The 22931-nt window shown below is 43.3% G+C and carries 13 protein-coding genes; 3 read left to right on the top strand and 10 right to left on the bottom strand.

The genetic code is table 11. From position 1 onward, the window contains the following. The first annotated feature begins 100 nt into the window (after window positions 1–100). On the top strand, window positions 101–1474 hold the full coding sequence (locus T344_RS0111220) for a sodium-dependent transporter (RefSeq protein WP_027628789.1): 1374 nt from the start codon (window positions 101–103) through the stop codon (window positions 1472–1474). 93 nt (window positions 1475–1567) lie between these two features. On the opposite strand, the gene T344_RS0111225 is transcribed toward T344_RS0111220, so the two are convergent. Both T344_RS0111225 and T344_RS0111230 read right to left on the bottom strand, forming a co-directional pair. Next, window positions 1568–2923 carry a citrate/2-methylcitrate synthase gene (locus T344_RS0111225; protein WP_027628790.1) on the bottom strand — a complete coding sequence of 452 codons (1356 nt, stop codon included), beginning with the start codon at window positions 2921–2923 and terminating at the stop codon, window positions 1568–1570. A gap of 356 nt (window positions 2924–3279) precedes the next feature. After that, a complete protein-coding gene (locus tag T344_RS0111230) occupies window positions 3280–3774 on the bottom strand; it encodes an SEC-C metal-binding domain-containing protein (protein WP_027628791.1) in 495 nt (164 codons plus the stop codon). Between the two features lie 283 nt (window positions 3775–4057). On the opposite strand from T344_RS0111230, the gene T344_RS0111235 reads away from it, so the two are divergent. After that, complete coding sequence (locus T344_RS0111235; RefSeq protein ID WP_027628792.1) at window positions 4058–4732, top strand: DUF4397 domain-containing protein; 675 nt, start codon at window positions 4058–4060, stop codon at window positions 4730–4732. Between the two features lie 183 nt (window positions 4733–4915). Here the strand turns inward: T344_RS0111235 and T344_RS0111240 are convergent, their stop codons facing one another. From T344_RS0111240 to T344_RS0111270, 7 genes are all read right to left on the bottom strand, one after another. Further along, window positions 4916–6058, bottom strand: a complete 1143-nt coding sequence (locus T344_RS0111240) for a sodium ion-translocating decarboxylase subunit beta (protein WP_051571766.1) — start codon at window positions 6056–6058, stop codon at window positions 4916–4918. A 34-nt stretch (window positions 6059–6092) separates the two neighbouring features. Next, a complete protein-coding gene (locus T344_RS0111245) occupies window positions 6093–6494 on the bottom strand; it encodes a biotin/lipoyl-containing protein (RefSeq protein WP_027628794.1) in 402 nt (133 codons plus the stop codon). 27 nt (window positions 6495–6521) lie between these two features. Beyond that, entirely contained in the window at window positions 6522–6872 is a 351-nt protein-coding gene (locus tag T344_RS0111250; RefSeq protein ID WP_027628795.1) for an OadG family protein, read from the bottom strand. An 8-nt stretch (window positions 6873–6880) separates the two neighbouring features. Then, window positions 6881–8260, bottom strand: coding sequence for a pyruvate carboxylase subunit B (locus T344_RS0111255; RefSeq protein ID WP_027628796.1), 1380 nt, complete (start codon window positions 8258–8260; stop codon window positions 6881–6883). Window positions 8261–8503: 243 nt separating this feature from the next. Next, complete coding sequence (asnS, locus tag T344_RS0111260; protein WP_027628797.1) at window positions 8504–9898, bottom strand: asparagine--tRNA ligase; 1395 nt, start codon at window positions 9896–9898, stop codon at window positions 8504–8506. 163 nt (window positions 9899–10061) lie between these two features. Further along, the gene (asnA, locus tag T344_RS0111265; RefSeq protein WP_027628798.1) at window positions 10062–11072 is read right to left on the bottom strand and encodes an aspartate--ammonia ligase; all 1011 of its coding nucleotides are present in this window, start codon (window positions 11070–11072) and stop codon (window positions 10062–10064) included. Window positions 11073–11350: 278 nt separating this feature from the next. Next, window positions 11351–12556 carry an NADP-dependent isocitrate dehydrogenase gene (locus T344_RS0111270; RefSeq protein ID WP_027628799.1) on the bottom strand — a complete coding sequence of 402 codons (1206 nt, stop codon included), beginning with the start codon at window positions 12554–12556 and terminating at the stop codon, window positions 11351–11353. A 293-nt stretch (window positions 12557–12849) separates the two neighbouring features. Between T344_RS0111270 and T344_RS0111275 the strand changes: the two genes are divergently transcribed. Further along, complete coding sequence (locus T344_RS0111275) at window positions 12850–13587, top strand: type II toxin-antitoxin system prevent-host-death family antitoxin (protein ID WP_027628800.1); 738 nt, start codon at window positions 12850–12852, stop codon at window positions 13585–13587. A 604-nt stretch (window positions 13588–14191) separates the two neighbouring features. Here T344_RS0111275 and T344_RS0111280 read toward each other — a convergent pair. Then, on the bottom strand, window positions 14192–22777 hold the full coding sequence (locus T344_RS0111280; RefSeq protein ID WP_027628801.1) for a glycoside hydrolase family 94 protein: 8586 nt from the start codon (window positions 22775–22777) through the stop codon (window positions 14192–14194). Window positions 22778–22931 lie beyond the last annotated feature (154 nt).

Genomic DNA, 22931 nt, shown 5'->3' on the forward strand with positions numbered 1-22931 from the left:
TTTTTGCATCTTGTATTATAATAAGTATTCTGCTAAAAATATTATCATTATTTTTGATATTTTGGCAATCAATTTGGGTAAATCCTACAATGGAGGTTATATGAAAAATAAGAAAACGGCTTTTGAGCGCGAGCGTTTTTCAACCGGTCTGGCAGTATTTTTTGCCACTCTGAGCTCTACCGTGGGCCTTGGCAACATATGGAAGTTCCCGTACTTAACGGGCAAATACGGCGGCGGAGCTTTTCTGATCATTTATTTTTTTTGTGTGCTTTTCGTGGCGCTCCCGGTTATGATAAGCGAGATGTTTATTGGCAGAAGAACAAGAAAAAATGCTATCGGAGCCATAAAAACCCTGACAAAAAAACCGTTTTGGAAGATCATCGGCTATATGGGAATAGTTTCGGCATTTTTTATACTGTTTTTTTACAGTGCTGTTGCAGGTTGGGTTTACTCTTATATTTTCAAGGCAATTTCAGGACTTTTTAAAAATGCTACCATGGACGGGGTGGAAAGTATATTTGGTCAAACAGTTACAGGACCGCTTCCTCCAATCATCTGGCAGATTGTTGCAATTGCAGTGGTCTCCACCATTTTGCTCTTTGGAGTAAAAAAGGGTATAGAGAGAATCACCAAGCTGTTGATGCCTGTCCTGCTCATACTGATCATTATTTGCGACATCAGGGCATTATTGCTTCCTGGGGCCATGGAAGGGATAAAGTTCCTTTTTAATGTAGATTTTTCCAGTGTGACAAAAGAAGTGGTTTTGATGGCTTTAGGACTCTCATTTTTCAAGCTTTCACTTGGAATGGGCACCATTATTACCTATGGCAGCTATTTTACCGCCGACAATAATATGTTTGCAACCTCCGGCAAAGTTGCTCTGGCAGATACGATAGTATCTCTGCTGGCGGGACTGGCCATATTCCCCGCGGTATTTTCCTTCGGCATGAAGCCTGAGCAGGGCCCCGGCCTGCTGTTCATGACAATTCCCCTGGTATTTTCAAAAATTCCTCTGGGAGGATTGCTTGTGGTCCTGTTTTTCATTCTGACTGCAATTGCAGCTACAACTGCAATGATGTCTATTTTTGAAGTGGTAATAACTTTTATAACCGAAGAACAAAAGCTTTCAAGAAGAAAAGCGGTTATAATAACCGCCGTCATTGTAATGGTATTTGGCATCCCGTCAGCACTGTCTGCAAACGGCACAAGCCTGTTAAGCAATATAAAAATATTGGGGCTTACCTTTTTTAATTTCTTTGACAGCGTTTCGTCAAACATTCTTCTGCCGCTGGGCGGTCTGCTGATTGTAATTTTTGTAGGATACTTTTTAAACAGACAGGATGTCGCCCAGGAGCTTTCCAACAAGGGCACTCTGAAGAATGGAGGCCTGATTAAAGCCTATCTTTTCCTGTTGAGGTTCATCACACCCATACTGCTTTTGATTGTGTTTTTAAGCATGATTGGACTCATTTGACGGATACGGATACACGCTGAGACAGCTGGTGAAACAGCTCATCACAAGTGTTTCATCAGCTGTCTCAAGCGTATTTTTTTATGGGAAAATCAATTATTCTCTTTCTTCCAACGGGATAAAGGGCTGCAGTTTGGAAATGCTCTTGTAGGCAGGTCTGATTATTTTCTGCATGCATACCACCTCTTCGATCCTATGTGCACACCAGCCTACTATCCTTGCAACAGCAAATAAAGGAGTAAACAGTTCGGTAGGAATTCCCAATGCATTGTAAACAAATCCCGAATAAAGATCCACATTTGCACAGATGTTTTTGGAAGTCCCCTTTTTCGCAGAGAACACCTCAGGACCTATTCTCTCCACGGCGTCATAAAGGAGGAATTCCTTTTCGCGGCCCTTTTCTATTGCAAGCTGGTGAGCCTTTTCCTTGAGAAGTATGGTTCTCGGATCGGACAAGGTGTATACCGCATGACCCAGGCCATAAATCAGGCCTGCCCCGTCAAATACTTCCCTGTTCATCATTCTGGTCAAATAGGACTTGACTTCATCATCGTCGGCCCAGTCGGATACATTTTCCTTTATATTTTCAAGCATCTGCATGGCCTTTATATTTGCACCGCCGTGTTTTGGGCCTTTAAGAGAACCAACGGCCGCCGCAATTGCAGAATAAGTGTCGGTTTCGGTAGAGGAAACAACTCTAGCCGCAAAGGTGGAATTGTTTCCTCCGCCGTGTTCAGCATGCAATACAAGGGCAAGGTCAAGAATCTCGGCCTCGGTCCTTGTATATTTATTGTCAGGCCTGATCATGTGCAGTATGTTTTCGGCAGTTGACAGGTCAGGTCTCGGCATGTGGATATAGAGACTCTGTCCGCCGTAATAGTGGGATTTGGCCTGAAAGCCATAAGCCGCCATTGTAGGGAAACGGGCAATGAGCTCCATGCTCTGTCTCAATAGATTCTTAGGGTCAATGCTGTCGGGATCATTGTCATAGGAATATGAAACCAGCACGCTTCTTGCCAGCTTGTTCATAATATCTGAACTTGGAGCCTTAAGGATCATATCCTCGGTAAAACCGTTGGGAAGAGCCCTCAGATCCCCCAGCAGCCCGTTGAACTCACCCAGCTGCTCCTTGTTCGGCAGTTTTCCAAACATGAGCAAATAGCAGACTTCTTCGAAACCAAACCTGTGTTCAGTCTGGAAACCTTTCACCAGGTCAACAACATCAATACCCCTGTAAATAAGGCGGCCCTCATCTTCCTTTCGCTCACCTTCATAAAGCACATAACCATGCACTTCACCTATTTCGGTAAGGCCGACCAGCACCCCCGAACCGTCACTGTTTCTAAGTCCTTTTTTAACATTATACTTGCTGAAAAACTCTGCATCTATTTTATTTACATCATCTATAGCATTTACCATTTTTTCTACATATGCATTTAATCTCTGTTCCATAGCATCCTCCTAAATATCTCAATGAAATATTCAACTCCAAGTCATTCATATTCTATTGAAAATCTACCCCAATTTTATAATATTTCTTAATATATTGCAAGTTGTATTTGTTAAAAAATCATCATTCTAATGCCTGTGTAATTTTATATATCAACTGGTAATTTCCGTACCAACTTCATGAAATAGGACACACCAAACACAATTTTAATCAGCACAACACATTAATTTACCATTAGCCAGGGAAAATATGGCACCCACATAAATTAAAAAAGCATATAAGCAAACCCTTTAAGCTTTGCCTATATGCTTTTATACTAATTTGCAATATCTTCAAGTTAAAATAGAACGCCGGTTACCTATTGGCCGCAGCACTTTTTATATTTCTTGCCGCTTCCGCATGGGCAAGGGTCATTTCTGCCTACTTTATTGCTTACTGCCATCCTGGAAGTTCTAAACTCCTTGGTTATATCTTTTCTGGCATCTTCAGACAGGATATTGTCCCACTCGGACAGATTGTACAGCCAGTCGGCTTTTGCATCCAGCATATTGAAATAAAGCTTTTCATAATCTATTTCAACATCAATTATGCTTGTTTCCTCAAGAGAATCAAGCTCAACCTCATTTACCAGACTGGTGTTTATTCCATCCAAAAAGCCCATAAAAGTGACGGAATCCATATTGAAGGAGCCTGCAACTTCAGACAGCTGACCTTTTATAGTTTTCAGGTTATTTGCCAATATATAAGCATAGTTGTCTTTTTCTTTTAAGAAATATTCCTTCCAAAAAGCTTCATTTTCTTGTGGGGTTCTTTCCTTATCAGCGATTTCCCTCCACTGATCATTTAATGTCATAAAAATTACTCCTTTTCATTAAATCAAAGTATTGCTCGCAGCATTCAGCATACGCCAAATGTTATAAAAAGACGCCTGCGGCTATCATCCCAAGGAGTCCGACGGAAAATCCCACTTCTTTCCGAATGGACTCCATGGTATTATATCACAGGAAAAAGTGTGCCGCAAGTCCGGCACAGTCGGTGCCGGTGTCTGATATTTATGTTAACCCTTTATATTAATAGCGCATATATTGAAATAGAATAACAATTTCTAAATATTTTTCAGGTATGGTGGTGAAATTATGACAAATGAAAGTTTCTATTACACCGAAGATTATCTGGATGAAAGGCAAATACCCGGCAAATCATATATAAGGGTTTTTCACGCTGCCCCTGGCGCCCCCGAGGCTGATATTTACGCGAATGGAACACTCATCGCGCGCAGGATTGCCTTTGGACAGTTTACGGATTACATTTCCGTCGATGCAGGAACATATAACATTGAAGCTTTTCCGGTTGGCTTGCATACGTCTCCTATCCTGAGAGTAACTCTTCCGGTCGAAGCTGAAAAAGTATACACTCTGGCAGTTATCGGTATCCTTCCCAGGATAGGAATCCTGCCGGTAGAAGATGTCTATGAGCCGGTGAATCCGGGAAGGACAAATGTAAGATTCATAAATCTGTCTCCCAATGCTCCGGGGTTAAGCCTGGCATTACGGGGAGGGTTGGAGCTTTTTTCAGACATCAGCTATACCGAGGTCAGCGATTACAGGGCAATGCTCCCCGGGCGGTATAACCTGATAGTCACTCACACCGGAACACCCACTGTGGTTGTCAATCTTCCAAATGTCACTCTGCGCCCGCGCAGAAATATTACTTTTTATGTCGTAGGAATGTTCGGACAGACTCCTTCTTCCCTGGAAGTATATATTCCGATGGACGGTACTACCTATTTGCGGGAGGATTTTGACTTTTAAAGCCGCTGCTTAAAAGCTGAACTATTAAATACATGTGATAAATTATGTAATAATGCCCGGTTATAAACTCCAAATAGACGAAACACCCATAAAATGCATCTGTTTCCGGTGTTTCATTTATTGAAGCTGTACCCGGGCACTGTGATTACTTAACCAATTTTTATTCTTCAGATCCATCTGTTCCTATCCAAACATTGATATGAAGAAACCTGCCGCTACAGCAGAACCTATTACTCCGGCCACATTAGGCCCCATGGCATGCATCAGCAGGAAGTTTGCAGGATTGGCTTTCTGTCCTTCAACCTGTGATACTCTTGCTGCCATCGGAACAGCCGATACACCTGCAGATCCGATTAACGGATTTACTTTTCCGCCCGAAATCCAATACATTACTTTTCCAAATAAAACACCGCCTACAGTGCTGAAAATAAAAGCCATCAATCCAAGCAGGATTATTTTGATGGTTTCGGGAGACAGGAATTTTTCACCCACCGTGGTGGCCCCAACTGTAACTCCAAGAAATATTGTCACTATATTAATCAATGCATTTTGTACTGTTGAGGACAATCTTTCAACAACACCGCTCTCCCTGAACAGATTGCCAAGCATCAGAAGTCCTATTAAAGGAGTTGCCGACGGTAAAAGCAAGCATACCAGAATAGTAACTGCTATTGGGAATATTATTTTTTCCTTTTTGGATACCTCTCTTAATACCTCCATCTTTGTTTCCCTCTCCTTTTGAGTGGTAAACAGTCTCATTATGGGAGGCTGGATCAGGGGTATAAGTGCCATATATGAATACGCAGCTATTGCTATGGGTCCCAGCAGCTGCGGCGACAGCATGGAGGTTACCAATATTGCAGTAGGCCCGTCAGCCCCTCCTATTATTCCTATGGAAGCAGCCGCTTGCGGTGAAAAACCTAAAGCAATTGCAGTGATAAACGCAATATAAATACCAAATTGTGCCGCCGCCCCCAGAAACAGGCTGGAAGGCCGTGCTATGAGCGGCCCGAAATCCGTCATGGCGCCAATTCCAAGAAAAATCAGAGACGGATACACACCTTTTTTCACTCCAAGATATAAATAGTAAAGCAAACCGCCATTGGAGGTCCCGGTAGGCTCAGCCATCAATCCCGCCAACGGCAGATTTGCAAGTAATACACCAAACGCAATAGGTAAAAGCAAAAGAGGTTCAAATTTTTTGACAATAGCCAGGTATATAAGAATGCATGCTATCCCCAGCATAACAAACTGCTGCCAGCTCATTGCAAAAAATCCCGACCCGCTGATAAGTCTTTGTATGGTTTCAACAAACGAAAATGTCATATTAGCCTCCATTCTTCGTATTAAAATCTCCGTATTATTTTATTACTGCAAGGATATCCCCGGTACTCACCGAAGCCCCTTTACCGGCCAATATTTGAGTGACAACTCCGTCTCTCGGTGCCACAATCTCATTCTCCATTTTCATGGCTTCCAATATAAGCAGTAATTCTCCTCTCTTCACGGCAGAGCCGCTGTTGACCTTTACTGCCAGAATTGTGCCCGGCATAGGTGCTTTTAACGTTTCACCGTCACCCACGACATTCTGGGCAGGTGCAGTTCCCACCGCAGTCTGCGCCCCAGCAGGGGCCACCTGTATGGAAGCAGGGGCCGGGGCCGGTTCAAACTGAACCGCATGTGTGGTTTTGACAACCCGGGCCTCTCCCCTTTCAACCTCTACTTCATAGTTTTTATCATTAATGGAAACAATATATTTCATACTTACCTCCGTTAACCGCGCTGCGGTTCAATTATCCAAGAGTTTTATCGACTTGAACCGCAATTCCGACAGGGGAATTTGTGATTCATCACTTACTATGGCCATAATCATTGCAGCAGTTTTTTCATCAACACCGTAAAGTTTTAATTCTCCGTAGCCCATGCTATTGTCTATTTCATTTTGATTATTACCCGGCAAATTCTGCCCGGCTATGCCGGGTTGTTTTATGTCATTGTGATCGGGAGTCTTCCCGGCACCTCTGTCAAATATCCTGATTACAGCTGATAAAATCTTTATACACAGAAATATTAAAGCCAATGTTACAAATACAACCAAAAAGCCAGAAAAAGATATCCGTAGCGAAGTCAATATATCCATACAATCACCTAAACTTTCATAATCTTGTAGCTTACCTTCAATGCCGTGCTCTCCTGCCGTTCATTAAAGAATTTTTCCGCTATCTGAGGAAATAAAATATATGAAAGCACATCTTCGTCGCTTTGAGCAACACCCTTCAGCTTTTCTTTTATTTTTTGGAATTCGGGCTCAAGTGTGTCTGCAAATCTTTGAGTGATGGGTTTTTCATTTCCCAGTACTTTCTTTTGAAGTTCGGAATCTATTTCTCCGGGGGCCTGCCCGTACTCTCCGCGCAGATATGCCTTAACTTCCTTGGATACATTCTTGTACCTTTCACCTGCCAGCACATTTGAGGCGGCCTGAACGCCTACCATCTGGCTCATGGGTGTCACCAGCGGAGGATATCCCAGATCTTTTCTTACCCGGGGTGTTTCCTGAAGAACCTCATCCAGTCTGTCCATTGAATTCTGGGCTTTCAGCTGGGCTATAAGGTTGGACAGCATACCTCCCGGAACCTGATAATTAAGTGCATCAGTATCAGTACCCATTACAAACGGATCCATAAGTCCTGATTCAATATATTGTTCTTTAAGAGGCTTAAAAAAATCATTTATCTCTTTTAATACTTTTACATCCAGACCTGTTTCATAACCCATCTGCCGGAGGGCATAATGCAAAGTTTCTGTTGAAGGCTGGGAGGTTCCACCGGAAAATGAGGAAATAGCAGTATCAATTCCGTCACAGCCCGCCTCTACAGCCTTAATATATGTGATGGGCCCCAATCCTGTTGTAGAATGTGTGTGAAGGAATACAGGCAGCTTTACAGATTCCTTCAATGCTTTCACAAGCTCATAGGCCTCCTGTGGTCCCATAATACCGGCCATATCCTTTATACATATTGAGTGGACCCCCATGTTTTCAAGATCCCTCCCCAGTTTTGCGTATTTTTCAAGGGTATGAATAGGGCTTGTTGTGTAGCAAATAACTCCCTGAGCGTGAGCACCCCGCTTAATTGTTTCGTCAACGGCAACCTGGATGTTTCTGAAATCATTCAGGGCATCAAAAATCCTGAAAATGTCCATACCATTTTCAACTGCATGGTCTACGAACAGCCTGACAACATCATCGGGGTAATGCTTGTAGCCGAGGATATTCTGTCCGCGAAGCAGCATTTGCAGCCTGGAGGACTTTAATTTTTCCTTTAACAGCCTTAACCTTTTCCAGGGGTCCTCATTCAGATACCTCAGACATGAATCAAAGGTAGCACCTCCCCAGCATTCAACTGAATAGTAACCTGCCCGGTTGATGGTTTCAAGAATCCCCTCGAAATCAGAAAATGGCATTCTTGTGGCAATAAGAGATTGGTTTGCATCTCTTAAAACCGTTTCGGTAATGTTAACCTGCACCACAAATCACATCCTTTTTTAATATTTATATTTAATTTTTTTAATGATTGTCTAATTTGATTACTTTATTTATTATTTAAAGAAAAAAATTATTAATGTGAGGTAAGATTGTATCGATTTCGATAATTATGGTATTTATATACCCAAAAAAATGCTTCCCAATCGGAAAATTTAACAAAAAAAGAACATTATGCAATGTTCTTTTTTTGCTGCCATAAAATTATTGATAAGTTGTTAATATATTTATTAAAACTCACAGTTTCCTGTTGTTCTTGGGAAAGGAATCACATCCCTTATATTGGTGATACCGGTCAGGTACATAATAGCTCTTTCAAAACCAAGTCCAAAGCCGGCGTGTTTTGTTCCTCCAAATTTACGCAATTCAAGATACCACCAGTAGTCCTCTTTATTTAGTCCCATTTCTTCCATTTTATTTTCAAGGATCCCAAGACGTTCTTCCCTCTGACTGCCGCCGATTATTTCACCTACTCCCGGCACCAGCAAATCCATTGCCGCAACCGTTTTATCGTCGTCGTTTATCCTCATATAGAAAGCCTTGATCTCCTTTGGATAATCGGTAACGAACACCGGCTTCTTAAATATCTGCTCGGTAATATATCTTTCATGCTCTGTCTGCAAATCACTGCCCCATTCCACCGGGTATTCAAAATTCTGCTTATTCTTCTGAAGCAGTTCTATGGCTTCGGTGTAGGTTATATGGGCAAACTCCGAATTAACGACATTATTCAAACGGTCCAGCAGGGTTTTATCTACAAAATTATTGAAAAACTCCATTTCTTCAGGAGCATTCTCCATAACATAACTTATAACATACTTGAGCATATCCTCTGCAAGCATCATGTCATCCCTGAGATCGGAGAAGGCTATTTCAGGCTCTATCATCCAGAACTCGGCGGCATGGCGGGCGGTATTTGAATTTTCCGCTCTGAAGGTGGGCCCAAAAGTATAGATATTCTTGAAAGCAAGAGCATATGCTTCCCCCGTAAGCTGCCCGCTTACGGTCAGGCTGGTCTCCTTCTCAAAAAAGTCCTGTGAATAATCTATTCTGCCGCTTTCCTGCCTTGGAGGATTAACGATGTCAAGTGTGGTAACCTTGAACATCTGACCAGCACCTTCTGCATCACTTCCTGTGATCAGGGGAGTATGCACATAGACAAAGTTTCTCTCCTGAAAGAATTTGTGTATTGCAAAGGCAGCCAGGGATCTAACTCTGAATACTGCCGAGAAAGTATTTGTTCTGGGTCTTAAATGTGCTATGGTTCTCAAGAACTCAAAGGAATGCCTCTTCTTCTGAAGCTGGTAGTCGGCAGGACACATATTTTCAATGGCAATGCGGGTTGCCTTGAGCTCAAAGGGCTGCTTTGCATTGGGTGTCTCCACCAGCTGGCCTTCAACCTCGATTGCCGAACCTACAGACAGCTTTGCTACCTCCTTAAAGTTTTCCAGTCTGCCTTCCTCGAATACAACCTGAAGGTTTCTGAAAAATGTTCCGTCATTAAGTTCAATAAACCCAAAGGTTTTCGAGTCACGTACAGTTTTTACCCAACCGGGAACGGTTATGGTCTTGCCGGTATAATCCTGCGGTGCTCTAAAAAGTTTCTTTATCTCTGAATAACTCATTGTTTGACTCCTTCATACCGTCTTAAATGTATTCCATAGATTATAATATTCCAAAAACTATTAAATTTAAAGTAGTTGAATAAATTTTGTAATCCGCTCGGTACAGTCTGTATAAACCAAAGCTGTACCTGCCGTATATTTGATTTGAATAATATCCGGCAGATTACAAGAGCTCAATATTGTTCTCGGAGCATTCCCTTATCATTTCATCGCTCCATACCGATGCCTGTACCTCTCCAATATGCGCCTTTCCAAGGAAGAACATACATATTCTCGATTGACCTATTCCACCGCCTATGGTATAGGGAAGCTCTTTTTTAATGAGCTGGGTGTGGAACGGAAGGCTCTTCCTGTCTTCGCAGCCGGCCTTCTTCAATTGGGCCGCCAGGGAATCCTCATCAACCCTTATGCCCATGGATGACACTTCATATGCAATATCCAGCACAGGATAATAAAATACAATGTCTCCGTTCAATGCCCAGTCATCATAGTCCGGTGCCCTTCCGTCATGTTTGGTTCCCGATTTAAGAGTATCGCCTATTTTCATTATAAATACAGCCCTCTTCTCTTTGGCAAGCTCCCTCTCCCTTTCTTTGGGTGTCAGGCCAGGATACATATCTTCAAGCTCCTGTGTCGTAACAAAGAAGATATCCTGGGGCAGAAAGCGCCTAAGTGATGGATATATCCCTGTTATATAGTCCTCGGTCCTTTTGAATACCGAATAAATTTGTCTGACTATACTTTTCAAGGTTTCCTCTGTGCGCTGGCTCTTATCTATTATTTTTTCCCAGTCCCACTGGTCTACATAGACAGAATGCAGGTTATCCAGATCTTCATCCCTTCTTATGGCATTCATATCGGTGTATAAACCCTCACCCGATGAGAAGCCGTAACGCTTAAGCGCCATTCTCTTCCACTTTGCCAGGGAGTGGACGACTTCAACCTGATCTCCGTCTATCCCCTTTACATCAAAAGCAACAGGCCTTTCAACTCCGTTCAGATTATCGTTCAACCCTGTTTCGGGTTTCACGAATAATGGTGCCGAAACTCTTGTGAGCTTCAATTCCCTGGCAAGTTCATCTTCAAAAAAATCCTTGATCTGCTTGATGGCAATTTCCGTCATACGGATATCAAGGCCGGATTTATAGCCGTTTGGTTTTGTAATATTACTCATAAAATTCCTCCTGATTTACATTTTGCTGATTCAATAAATTATTTTATAAATTAAAAATAATTGCAAGAAGCCAAATTATAAAAATCATTTTATCACATATTTAAACATAAATAAAACAACAATAAACAAATCACGACTGCAAAATAATAAAACAGACACCGGTAAAATAAAAATATCTGATTTTTTTACCTGTGTCTGTTTTGTTACTGTCAAATTATTTACTTTTCATTTAACGCATAACGCAATCTATTTGGTTCATTTAATGCATTCAAGCACTATTACATGGCATCAAAAGTCTTTTTAACTTCCTTCAGGAAATCTTCCGTGTTAACAGTTTTGATTTCTCTTAAATCCGAAAGGGCTGCAAGGTCTTTTGTCATTATTCCGTTTTCGATTGTCAGTATGGAGGCTCTGTCCATTTTGTCAGCAAACCCGACAAGTTCGTCTATGCCGTCAAGTTCCCCTCTTTTGCGGAGAGCGCCGGTCCAGGCAAACAGTGTCGCCATTGAGTTGGTGGAGGTTTCCTCTCCCCTCAGATGCTGGTAGTAATGGCGCTGCACTGTTCCGTGCGCCGCCTCATATTCATAATAGCCCTCGGGGGAAACCAATATTGAAGTCATCATGGCAAGGCTTCCGAAGGCGGTTGCCACCATATCAGACATAACGTCTCCGTCATAATTTTTACATGCCCATATAAATCCGCCTTCCGATCTGACCACACGGGCAACCGCATCATCAATCAATGTATAGAAGTATTCTATTCCGGCAGCTTTAAACTTTTCGTCATATTCCTTTTCGTAAATCTCCTGGAAGATATCTTTAAAGGTATGGTCATATTTCTTTGAAATGGTATCCTTGGTGGCAAACCAGATATCCTGTTTCTGATCCAGCGCATAGTTGAAGCACGACCTGGCAAAACTTTCGATTGACTTGTCAATGTTGTGCATTCCCAGGATGACTCCGGCTCCGTCAAAATCATGTATGGTCTGACGGGTCACTTCACCGTTTTCATTTGTAAATACCAGTTCGGCCTTTCCAGCACCGGGCACGCGGTATTCCACATCTCTGTATACGTCGCCGTATGCATGCCTTGCAATGGTTATGGGCTTAACCCAGGTCTTGACAAACGGCTTTATGCTGCTCAGGAGAATTGGAGCGCGGAATACGGTCCCGTCCAGGACAGCCCTTATTGTTCCATTGGGACTTTTCCACATTTCGGTGAGGTCATATTCTCTGACTCTTTCGGCATTTGGAGTAATAGTGGCGCATTTAACCGCAACTCCGTATTTCTTGGTGGCAATTGCGGAATCTATGGTTACCCGGTCACCTGTCTTTTCTCTGTATTCCAGCCCCAAATCATAGTATTCGGTCTTAAGATCGATATAAGGCAGCAATAATATATCCTTTATCATTTTCCAGATCACTCTGGTCATTTCATCTCCATCCATTTCAACCAGTGGAGTTTTCATAATAATTTTTGCCATAAAACATGCTCCTTCTCAATTAATTAATTTTATTTTAAAACTATTTCTTAAACATTATTGTTATATTTTTCACACATGGGAATTTTATTGTTTGGTTATTCATTAATATAGCACATTAGAGGGCTGAATGTAAATGCACAAGCAAGAAATTATCGTCAGAACCGACACCTACCCGAAAAACCGATTGACATTGCCATTAAAATCCAGTATAATATAATTAGCTAATTTAGCTATTTGTAAATTGTTTTTTATTAATTATTTTAGCTAATGTTTTTTATGGGAGGATTGACTTTATGATTGTCAACGCTACGGATCTTAAAAACAATCTGGGGAAATACCTGAGAGCAGTGGAAAGAGAGGATGTCATCATCACCAGCAACGGCAGAAAGATTGCCAAACTGACTGCCTATACCGAAGAATATACCGCTGACCCCGCCCTCACAAATGAGACTGTAAAGGAGAAAGCAGAAGCTTATTCCCTGTTTCCCCGGGAAGCCACCTTCGAAGAGTTTCTGCAGCTGTCGGAGCACGGCGAGGACCGGTATGAGTACATTGACGGTGTCATATATTTTCTGGCTACACCCAAAACAACTCATCAACAGGTTCTGGGAGAGTTATTCGGAAATTTTTACAATTGGTTCAGCGGCAAGAAATGCAGACCCCTGCTGGCCCCCTACGATATAACCCTTAAGAGAAATGCTGAAAATATAAATATAGTTCAGCCTGATCTCATGGTTATATGTGACCTGGAGGACAAGCTGAATGAGAAGGACAGTTACATGGGTGTTCCCTCTCTTCTTGTGGAGATTTTATCAGAAAGCAGCAGGGGAAAGGACGCCGTAAAAAAACTGGATTTGTACATGTCCACAGGCGTAAAAGAGTACTGGATTGTAAATCCTTTCAACAGGGAAGTAACGCTTTTCCTCTTTGAAAATAACGACGTTCTTAAAAACACAACCTATAAAAATAACGAAACTGTTTCATCATATATATTTGAAGGTTTAAAAGTAGATCTGAAGGATATATTTTAGCCGTATTTCATATGGGCAAATAGAGACCGTCCGTATGGGCAAAAGTAAAAACGACTTACTATGCTTACTGGAGTACTATTATAATATTTTGTACCTGTGTTAACCTGCAGTTCTGATTGAAATTTTGTTTTGCTTTACAGATAAATTTAATTAGAATCAAATGGTACCCGAGTACAACTTCATGAAATAAGCTGCAATGAGGCGATAGATACAATTTCCATAATTGTTTTGGTGAGTCCTATTCCATTAAATTAACCTGTTATGCTGATTGAAACTTTGTTTTGATTTACAGTTAGATTTAATCAGAATCAAATGGTACGCGAGTACAACTTTCATGAAATAAGATGCACGGTTAAAAACAATTGCGGTTAATTGTCGACGGGTAAAGTGGTTTTGCCGACAAAGCAGCAGGACGCTGCTTTGAGCTTCAAATCGAGACAGGATGTCAAGTTTGAGCAACGGCAAAACCGCTTTAAATGAGGCGGTACAATTTCCGTAATTGTTTTGGGTGCAGCCTTATTTCATGAAGTTAGTACGGAAGTTACCATTTGATATAAAAATTTTTCACAGGTAAAGCAAATATTAAACTAACCAGCACACCATGTTAAATTATTGCTTCTATTTTATGAACTTTTCCGTCATCAACTAATTCAAATCTGTTTCCTTCGATGGTTTCTCCGTCGGAAACCATTTTCTTGACATTTGTATTTTGGTGACTTTCGTTCTTTACGGTTATTTCGTATACAGCCGTACCAAAAGTGTATTTGACAGTATATCCGTTCATTTTCTTAGGAATGCACGGATCGATCATCAGATAATTCCCCTGCTTCTTAATTCCTAAAATATGCTCTATCCCAATGCGGTACATCCAGCCTGCGGCACCGGTATACCAGGTCCAGCCGCCCCTCCCCTCATTGGGATAAACGGCATATACGTCGGCAGCCATGACATAGGGCTCTACCTTATAGGTCATCCGTTCCATACCGGTTCTGGAATGGTTGATGGGATTGATCATGTCAAACAACTCCCAGGCCTGTTCTCCGTTTCCAAGTCTTGAGAAAGCATATATCACCCAGGTGGCAGCATGGGTGTACTGACCTCCGTTTTCCCTGACTCCGGGCAGATAGCCCTTTATATATCCCGGATTCAGTTCACCGTCATAAAAAGGCGGAGTGAGCAGCTTGATCAGGCCGTTCTTCCTGTCTATCAAATACTTCTCCACGGCGCTCATGGCTTCTTCAACCCTGTTCTCCCTGCCGGCTGCCGATATGGCAGCCCAGGATTGTGAAAGGGAGTCGATCTTGCCTTCATCGTTCCCGATAGAACCCAGAGGTGAACCGTCGTCAAAATAAGCCCTCCTGTACCAGCTTCCGTCCCAGGCCTCCTTTTCCAGTGCTTCAATTATTTTTTCGGCTTTTTCCCGGTATTCTTCCGCTCTGCCTTCATCCCCCATATACCTGCACACCGGTATCATACGCTGCAGAACACAATACAGGAACCATCCAAGCCACACGCTCTCCCCCCTGCCGTTGACACCAACCAAATTCATGCCGTCATTCCAGTCTCCGCCTCCAATCAGCGGAATACCATGGGGACCAAACCCCAGTCCCTTTTCGATGGCTTTGATACAGTGCTGGTATACGGTTCCGCGTTCCCCCGCCAAAGACGGTATTTCATATCTCTCGTGCTCATTCTCTCCCAGAAGAGGAGAACTCAAATACGGTTCAGCAATATTTAATATTGAGTAATCACCTGTAGCATTGATGTAGTCACAGGTTACATACGGCAGCCAGAGCAAATCATCGGAATACCTGGTCCTGATACCGTTGATCCTTTGTTCATGCCACCAGTGCTGCACATCCCCTTCAATAAACTGGTGCCTGCAATGCAGTAAAATCTGATTTTTAGTGATATTGGGCATGGTGTATACCACAGCCATTACATCCTGAAGCTGATCCCTGAACCCAAAGGCTCCGCCGGCCTGATAGTAGCCCGATCTCGCCCATAGCCTGCAGGAGAGCACCTGATACTGCAGCCAGCCGTTAAGCATAATATTTACTGTTTTATCGGGAGTGTCAACCTGAATCTGCTTAAGTCTGCCCGTCCAGTTCTTCTTAACTCTGTCAAGCTCGGCAAGAGCCTGGTTTTCAGATCTGAAATTATCAATCAGTCCTTTTAACTGTTCCGGCCTGTCCTGCCCGAAAAGGAAAACAATATGCCTGGTCTCACCGGGCATAACATGAATCCTGGTCTTAATAACCGCGCAGGGATCAAGTCCGGCTCCCACCGTACCCTTTAAATCGGTTCTCATTCCTTCCGGGTCTGATAAATCCATCTTTTCGCCGATGAATTCCAGTCTGTGCCCCGTGTAGCTGAGCTGGGTCCCGGAGCAGCTCAAAAAAGCACTTAAGCCGCTAAAGTCAGGACTATACACATTATCTATCAATAACGAGGCCAGTTCATCCTTAAATCCGGTGACTATATAAGGAGTTGTCTGTCCCGGTTCGGTTCCAAGCACCGGCTTTAAATAATAGGCTGCATCCACTGCCGCCTCTGCTTCAGAAATATTTTTCAGCTTCAATATGCTTATTTTTACAGGAGCTTCAGCAGCAGTGAACTGTATCAGTTCCTGCTCCAGGCCGTGGCTTTTCTGAGAATAGACCGTATATCCGAAGCCATGACGTATTATATATGGATTCTTTTGCCTAACGGGCAGCGGTGTGCAACTCCAGACAGCAGCATTCCCGTCCTTGTGCAGATATATGATTTCTGAAGGCGGGTCCAGGACAGGGTCGTTGGCCCAGGTCGTCAGCTTGTTCTGGCTGCTGTTCCGGTTCCAGGTATACCCCCCGCCGGCCTCGGTACAGATAAAGCCGAAGCTGTCGTTGGCTATGACGTTTGACCAGGGCGCCGGCGTTGTCTCCCCTGCCTTGAGGCAAATCACATATTCCTCGCCATTTTCGGTAAAGCCTCCGATTCCATTGAAAAAATTCAACTTTTCGGTTATGCCGGCAAGCTCGTGTTCACCGGTGTGGGTCTCTTCGGGCTGGATTTCACCAGCCTGGACTTCTATATGGGCAATTTCCCGGGCAAATTCACTTTCAGCCGATTTTACGGCGTACTTCGCGATTTCCCCACGCCTGTTTGCATTCACTGCCTGTACCATTTCATCCGAATCCAGAGCTTCATCTATAAAATCAGCCACTCCGTCATCGGCATTGATTATTAACTTTGCACAGGTAAAGAGCAAATTTCTCTGTCCGGGAGTCATCTGCCTTGTATTTCTTATGAATATTCCGCCCCTCTTATCTATCAGATCACAGGAACGGCCTGAAACAGCCAGGTCCCTGATCATATCCAAAATCGGCTGTATATACGACTCTTCATCTGTTATAAGGATCACAAGGTCAAAGCTTATACCCTTCAATCTCATAAAATCATGTAATTTCAGGGTCCAGCGAATCTCTTCGAAACTGTCCCGGTTATGCACTGTCACAAGCAGTATGGGCAGATCTCCCGAAATCCCGAAAGGCCACAGGTCCGACTGGCTGAGGTTATTCCTCATAATATATTGGGCCTGGCTTCTCCTGACGGTACCGTATAAAAGTTTTGGAAGCAGCTTAAAGTAAGCCCGTTCATCATTGCCGCTTATATTTATGAAGCCGGCTTCAACAACGCTCCGTGTCCAGGCCATTTCAATCACTCTGTCGGCAGCGCTGACATCACTGTACTTCTCAAGCATGTCCAGGGCAGCGCGTCTGGTATCACAGGTACCCATTGCAAAGTTGACCACGACAGATTCACCGGGATCAATGCGAACTCTTATTCTAAGGCTGAAGACCGGGTCAAGCACCGGGCCCACAGAATTTGTAAGAGGCTGATCCGGATCCATAGCCCTTGGAAATGCAAGACTTCTGTTTCTTCCAATAAACTGTGAACGGTCGGTCTCAAACTCTATATTCCCTTCCATAACACCGTTTGTTGATACTGTGTGATAACCCCAAACGGTCTGCTTGACATCATCCCTCTTTCTTCTCATGGCCAACAGGCCCTTATACTCACTCATATATTCAGTCTTGACGAATAGCTTGCTGAAAGCGGGATGAGCAGTGTCCGATTCAGGCTGTGTCAGTACCACCTCCATATAGCTTGTCAGTTCCACAGTCCTTTTTGCTCCGCTGTGGTTATGGATGCTTACCCTTCTGATTTCGGTATCGTCCTCGGCACTTACCAGTACCTCGGTATTTGTCTCAATGTTCCCTTCTCTCCTGATATACTCCGCCTTATGAGGCGAGAAAATGACCTTGTATATCTCGGGTACACTGCTGGTAGGATTAAAGGTTGTTGACCAGAAATCGTTGGAATTTACATTCCTCAGATAAATAAACGCGCCGCTGCTGGCCATATAGTCGCCGGACCACCTGTATACCGCAAGGGAATGGCATCGCGCAAACCCGCTGCCCCTGTCTGTGAGCATTACATTATAACTGCCGTTGGTCAAAAGATGCAGGTTGGGCACAGGCTCAAGTCCGGTGAAGCTGCGGATTACAATTTCCTCTGAATTTGCCTGTTTCCGGTAAGTGAACATGGGTTTTTCCCTATGCTCCTTCGAAATCACCACATGTGCCGGGAATTTCTCCTGAATCAATGAATCCACCGCTTTTATCTGGGGATTTGCATGAAACCTCTGCTGCATTATGTCCTGCCTGAAGAAATTAACCAGGGCCAGCATACTCATTCCCTGATGATGAACCATGTAGCTCTTAACTATTGCACATCTTTGTCCCTCATCCAGCCTTGAGTCGGTAAAATCCAGGGCCTCATAAAGTCCAAACCGTCCCTCTGCTCCGAATTCCCTGAGACGTTCTATATTCTCCCAGCATTGCCTCGGTGCTATATCAATTGCCATTACCGTAGCATAGGGTGCTATAACAAGATCATTGATGAGCCCCCGCTTAAGTCCCAGATGAGGGACCCCAAAAGCCCTGTACTGGTAGTTTAGAGCTATATCAAACGCATGATAGCAGGATTCCGAAATTCCCCACGGAACATTTTTACTCCGGCCGTATTTGATCTGGGTGTTTACTACAAAGCGATAGGTCTTCTCAATCAGTGTATTCGGATAGCTCTTTACAACCAGTCTTGGCATCAGATACTCGAACATGGTGCCCGTCCAGGATACAAGTCCCCTGTCTCCGTCAACCCGGGTCAATTTTCTGCCCAGCTTGAACCAATGCTGTTTTTCCACCTCTCCTTTTGCTATTGCAATCAGGCTGGTCTGCCTTGCCTCGGATGCAAATAAATCATAGTAGGATTTGCTGGGGTGACCCTCCTCAACATCAAAACCGATTGCAAATAAATTTCTCCTGGGGTCATACAGGCTTTTAAAATGCATACCGTCAATCAAAGACCGGATTCTTTTTCTCAATTGTTCCAGCTGAACCTTAAGTTCTTCTATATTATTGAATTTATCAAAAAGCTCTTCTCCAAATTCCAGATGCAGAGCCTGGTATACGTCAAGAGCCGCAATAAGCTTCCTGATCCAATATCCTCTCTTGCTTTTCTCATCAAGCTCCGAAAGATATTTTGCAAGCGTTTCGGTCAAATGTCCAAAACCTCTCTCAAGCCTTTTACCTTCCTCTGTTTGAGATCCATCCGGTGTATTTTCATCAAACACCAATTTTCTCAGGACTTCTGTTTCGAAATACGGTTTATCCCTGTTGATTTCACTGTTGCAAAGTTCAAGCAAATCAAGGAAAGCCTCCAAATGCACTGCCTGGTATATGGGTTTTTGCCCATACTGCCCCAGTCCCTCATCGAGTACCATTAAATATCCGGCAAAATTTCCGCTGTCTACGGTAGATATAAATTTTGGGCGCAGCACCTCAAGATTGACGGTATTATACCAATTATAGAGATGGCCGTTCCACTTCTGCATTTTTTCAATTGTATCAACAGTGTTGCCAATCCTCTGCAGCAGGTCAATGGAGTTAATATATCCCAGATCTCTTGCAGCAAGGTGGGAAACCATCAGTAACCCGATGTTTGTTGGAGATGTACGGTGTGCGGCTCCTTTATACGGCTCCTCCTGATAATTATCGGCCGGAAGGAAATTTTCCTCAGGACCGGCAAACTCATCGAAATAGCACCAGGTTTTTCTTGCCAGTAATCTGAGCTGATCCAAACATTCCCCGGGAAGGCTTTCTCTTTCCTTACCTGACGGTTTGCTTATATAAAAAGCCGCCCAGGGCGAAAGGAGCCACAGTATAAATGCTGCGAAAGCCAGAGGAAAGTATCCCTGGTACATGTATCTGACGGCTGCCAGTACTGCGGCACCGTATATGGGCGCAAACCACATTCTTCTGTAATAGCTGGGCAGATCATTCTTTAATGCCAATTCCATATCTGCAGCGGTTACCCATTCCAGCAGGTTTTTCTTTGTGGCCAGAACTCTGCCAAGCGTTTTTATTATTGCGTTGGCCATTAAAAAAGCCTGGTACGGGGCAAAGGTAAGCATCAGGCCAACCTGCAGCAGTATTGCATTCAAGCCTGTGATTATCGTAGCACTTCTTTTTGCCACATAAATTCTGTAGTCACCCACAAAAATCAGATATACAAAATAGCTCAATATTGGTGCGCACAAGGAAAATAGGCTTAGCCAGATCCAGCCGCTGGTGCTTTTGGGCAGCACAAGCAGGCTTAAAAGTATTATAACCGCCATTACGGGATATACAAGGCTTCTTCTCAGGTTATCAAACATCTTCCATTTTGAAAGCAGAGACAGCTGATTTCTGCCGAATATCCAGGGCAGCAGCTGCCAATCCCCTCTTGTCCACCGGTGGAGTCTCATCATGAAGGAATTGTACTTTGCAGGGTAGCCGTCTATCAGCTCAATATCCGTGACAAGTCCTGTTCTCAGATAGCTGCCCTCCAAAAGATCGTGACTGAGCACGGTATTTTCCGGAATAACCCCATCCAGTGCCTGTTGAAAAATATCCACATCATATATACCCTTGCCGGTGAAAATACCTTCTCCGAAAGCATCCTGATATACATCCGAAACAGTTGTGGTGTACGGATCAATACCGCCCTGTCCGGCGAATATTCTGGTAAAAGCCGATGAGCCGGCACTTTCGATATTGACATCAATTCGCGGCTGGAGAATACCATAGCCTTCTGTTACTATGCCCTTTTCAGGGTCAAAAACTGCTCTGTTCATAGGATGTGCAATTGTTCCCACCAATTGCCGTGCAGCCTCCAGAGGCAGCTGAGTGTCGGCATCCAGAGTTATGACATATTTCACCTGGGGAATTTCTTCAAGTTTGCAGCTGGTAAACACGTAGCTGGTATTTCTGTCTCCCCGCAGTACTCTGTTAAACTCTACGATGGCTCCCCTTTTTCTCTCCCAGCCCATCCACTTCTGCTGTTTTTCATTGAACTGCCTTTTTCTGCACAGGAAATAAAACACAGGTTTGTCCTGGCTGCCGTATTTTCTGTTAAGCTGTTCTATCCTGCCCGTTGCACTGCTGATTATCTCGGAATCTTCGGGCATTGTCTCTTCGCTTGTGTCTTTAAAATCCCCGACCAGAGCAAAATAAATATTGCTTCCCTTATTGGCCAGATAAAATACTTCCAGATTGTTAATCAAATCAAGAGTTCTTTTAACATTTGGAACCAGTGTCGGAACAATAACCATTGTGGACATTTCCCCGGGAATCCCTTCCTTGAGTTCCAGCTTGGGAAAACGCGCAGGAGTGATTATTCTGCTGAGAAAGCTGTTAACCAGGGCAGTGGCGATTTCACTTGCGGGAATCAATCCCAATATGCCTATGACCAATACTAACAAATAAGAATAGCGTGCTTCACGGTTTAAACCGGAAACCACAGGTATTGCCGCAAAGATTAAAGACAGCACAATGACGGCTGCAATAAAAATCTTAACGGAATGTTTCTTTACAAAGGGTGTATATTCGTCTTCCTGCCCGCTCTTTTTATTGAATTCACGGTATAGCCTGTTTTGGCCCTTACCGATCAGATAATAGCCCACATGATTGTCGGGAATGCCTGTATCTTCCGGGTTATTGGTCCCGGCCGCAAACTCGCAGCTCAATCTTGCAATATTTATTTCTGTGGTTTTATATTTTTCAGCAAGCTCTACTATAACATTTCTGTAGTAATTCCTGGAGTTAAAATCCATCCTGTTGTAAATGCCGGAAGGGTCTTGCTTTAAAATCCTCTCCACCTCACTGAGACTCTCAAACAATGCCGTACTGTCATAGCCTGCCAGCGACCGGAGACTGTTGATGACATTTCCGGTAGAGACCTGGATAACAGCCTGATTATGGTGGTCAATAGAAATATAACTATCGGTGTTTGCACTTTTCTGAACCAGTATGCTATCTATGCAGTCAATCATCCAGAGAGTCTTTGAACCCTCTTTTCTGAGCTTTTTGATCAAAAATTCCACAAAGGCAGGAGATAAGTCCTCAAGTCCTGAAATTTGTTCTTTAAATGCATCACAGTCATGCTCAAACTTTTTTACCAGTCCGGCTATCTCCTGGGCCTTGTACCAATCCCTGCGGGTGGAGTTCATCTTGTCGCATACCACCCAAAGCTTCTCCATTAATGCGGCTTTCACCATAAGTGTAAGCATCCACAGCTCTTCAATTGAAAGAAAGGTATATCTCTGGTATGCCGTTATAAAGTCTCTGATTGTTTTTTCATTTGCATTTCCGTCCACATGGGAAACAATCTCAACCGCGATGGAATATATCCTGGGAAAGCCCCTGTAAGTACCTTCAGCGATTACTGGCACCGCTTTTCTTATTTCATTCAGCTCTTTAACAATAATGCCCTTCTGTTCCTCGATAATATAAAAGTTGTCCAGCAGCCATTCTGCCGCAGGCGGAATGGGAAATGAAGAGGAAGCATCCCTGTTCAGATTTTCATAAGTGTCCAGTATATTTTGGAATTTTGCTTCAATCCGTTTTGAGACCCTGCCTATACTCCGTTTTTTTATCAATGTCGTTTGAGATTTTGCAAGGGCTTCGGCATGTCTTTCAAGCTCATCATTGCACAGGGCAACATCCTCTATCTGAAACTCAAAAGAGGAGTGTCTGTTTATCCATATGATCAATGCCGCCAGTATTGCTGTCAATAAGATTATAATGAGAAAAATCCATATATTCATATATGTATATCACCATTTATAAAAATTTTTAAAAAAATAGTACTAATTAGATTCTTTAGATATATTGCCCCAAATTCAGAATCTTTAGTACTATTTGTTAATATTTTTATTTATAGTGATCAATATGGCTGACAATGGCCCTGGCCTTCAGAAA

The organism is Ruminiclostridium cellobioparum DSM 1351 = ATCC 15832, from assembly GCF_000621505.1.
GTDB lineage: Bacteria > Bacillota > Clostridia > Acetivibrionales > DSM-1351 > Ruminiclostridium > Ruminiclostridium cellobioparum.

Coding starts and splice junctions, on each gene's coding strand:
- T344_RS0111235 (WP_027628792.1), top strand. CDS start 4,058: ATGACAAATGAAAGTTTCTATTACACCGAAGATTATCTGGATGAAAGG.
- T344_RS0111220 (WP_027628789.1), top strand. CDS start 101: ATGAAAAATAAGAAAACGGCTTTTGAGCGCGAGCGTTTTTCAACCGGT.
- T344_RS0111280 (WP_027628801.1), bottom strand. CDS start 22,777: ATGAATATATGGATTTTTCTCATTATAATCTTATTGACAGCAATACTG.
- asnA (WP_027628798.1), bottom strand. CDS start 11,072: ATGAGTAATATTACAAAACCAAACGGCTATAAATCCGGCCTTGATATC.
- T344_RS0111225 (WP_027628790.1), bottom strand. CDS start 2,923: ATGGAACAGAGATTAAATGCATATGTAGAAAAAATGGTAAATGCTATA.
- T344_RS0111275 (WP_027628800.1), top strand. CDS start 12,850: ATGATTGTCAACGCTACGGATCTTAAAAACAATCTGGGGAAATACCTG.
- T344_RS0111240 (WP_051571766.1), bottom strand. CDS start 6,058: ATGACATTTTCGTTTGTTGAAACCATACAAAGACTTATCAGCGGGTCG.
- asnS (WP_027628797.1), bottom strand. CDS start 9,898: ATGAGTTATTCAGAGATAAAGAAACTTTTTAGAGCACCGCAGGATTAT.
- T344_RS0111245 (WP_027628794.1), bottom strand. CDS start 6,494: ATGAAATATATTGTTTCCATTAATGATAAAAACTATGAAGTAGAGGTT.
- T344_RS0111230 (WP_027628791.1), bottom strand. CDS start 3,774: ATGACATTAAATGATCAGTGGAGGGAAATCGCTGATAAGGAAAGAACC.
- T344_RS0111270 (WP_027628799.1), bottom strand. CDS start 12,556: ATGGCAAAAATTATTATGAAAACTCCACTGGTTGAAATGGATGGAGAT.
- T344_RS0111250 (WP_027628795.1), bottom strand. CDS start 6,872: ATGGATATATTGACTTCGCTACGGATATCTTTTTCTGGCTTTTTGGTT.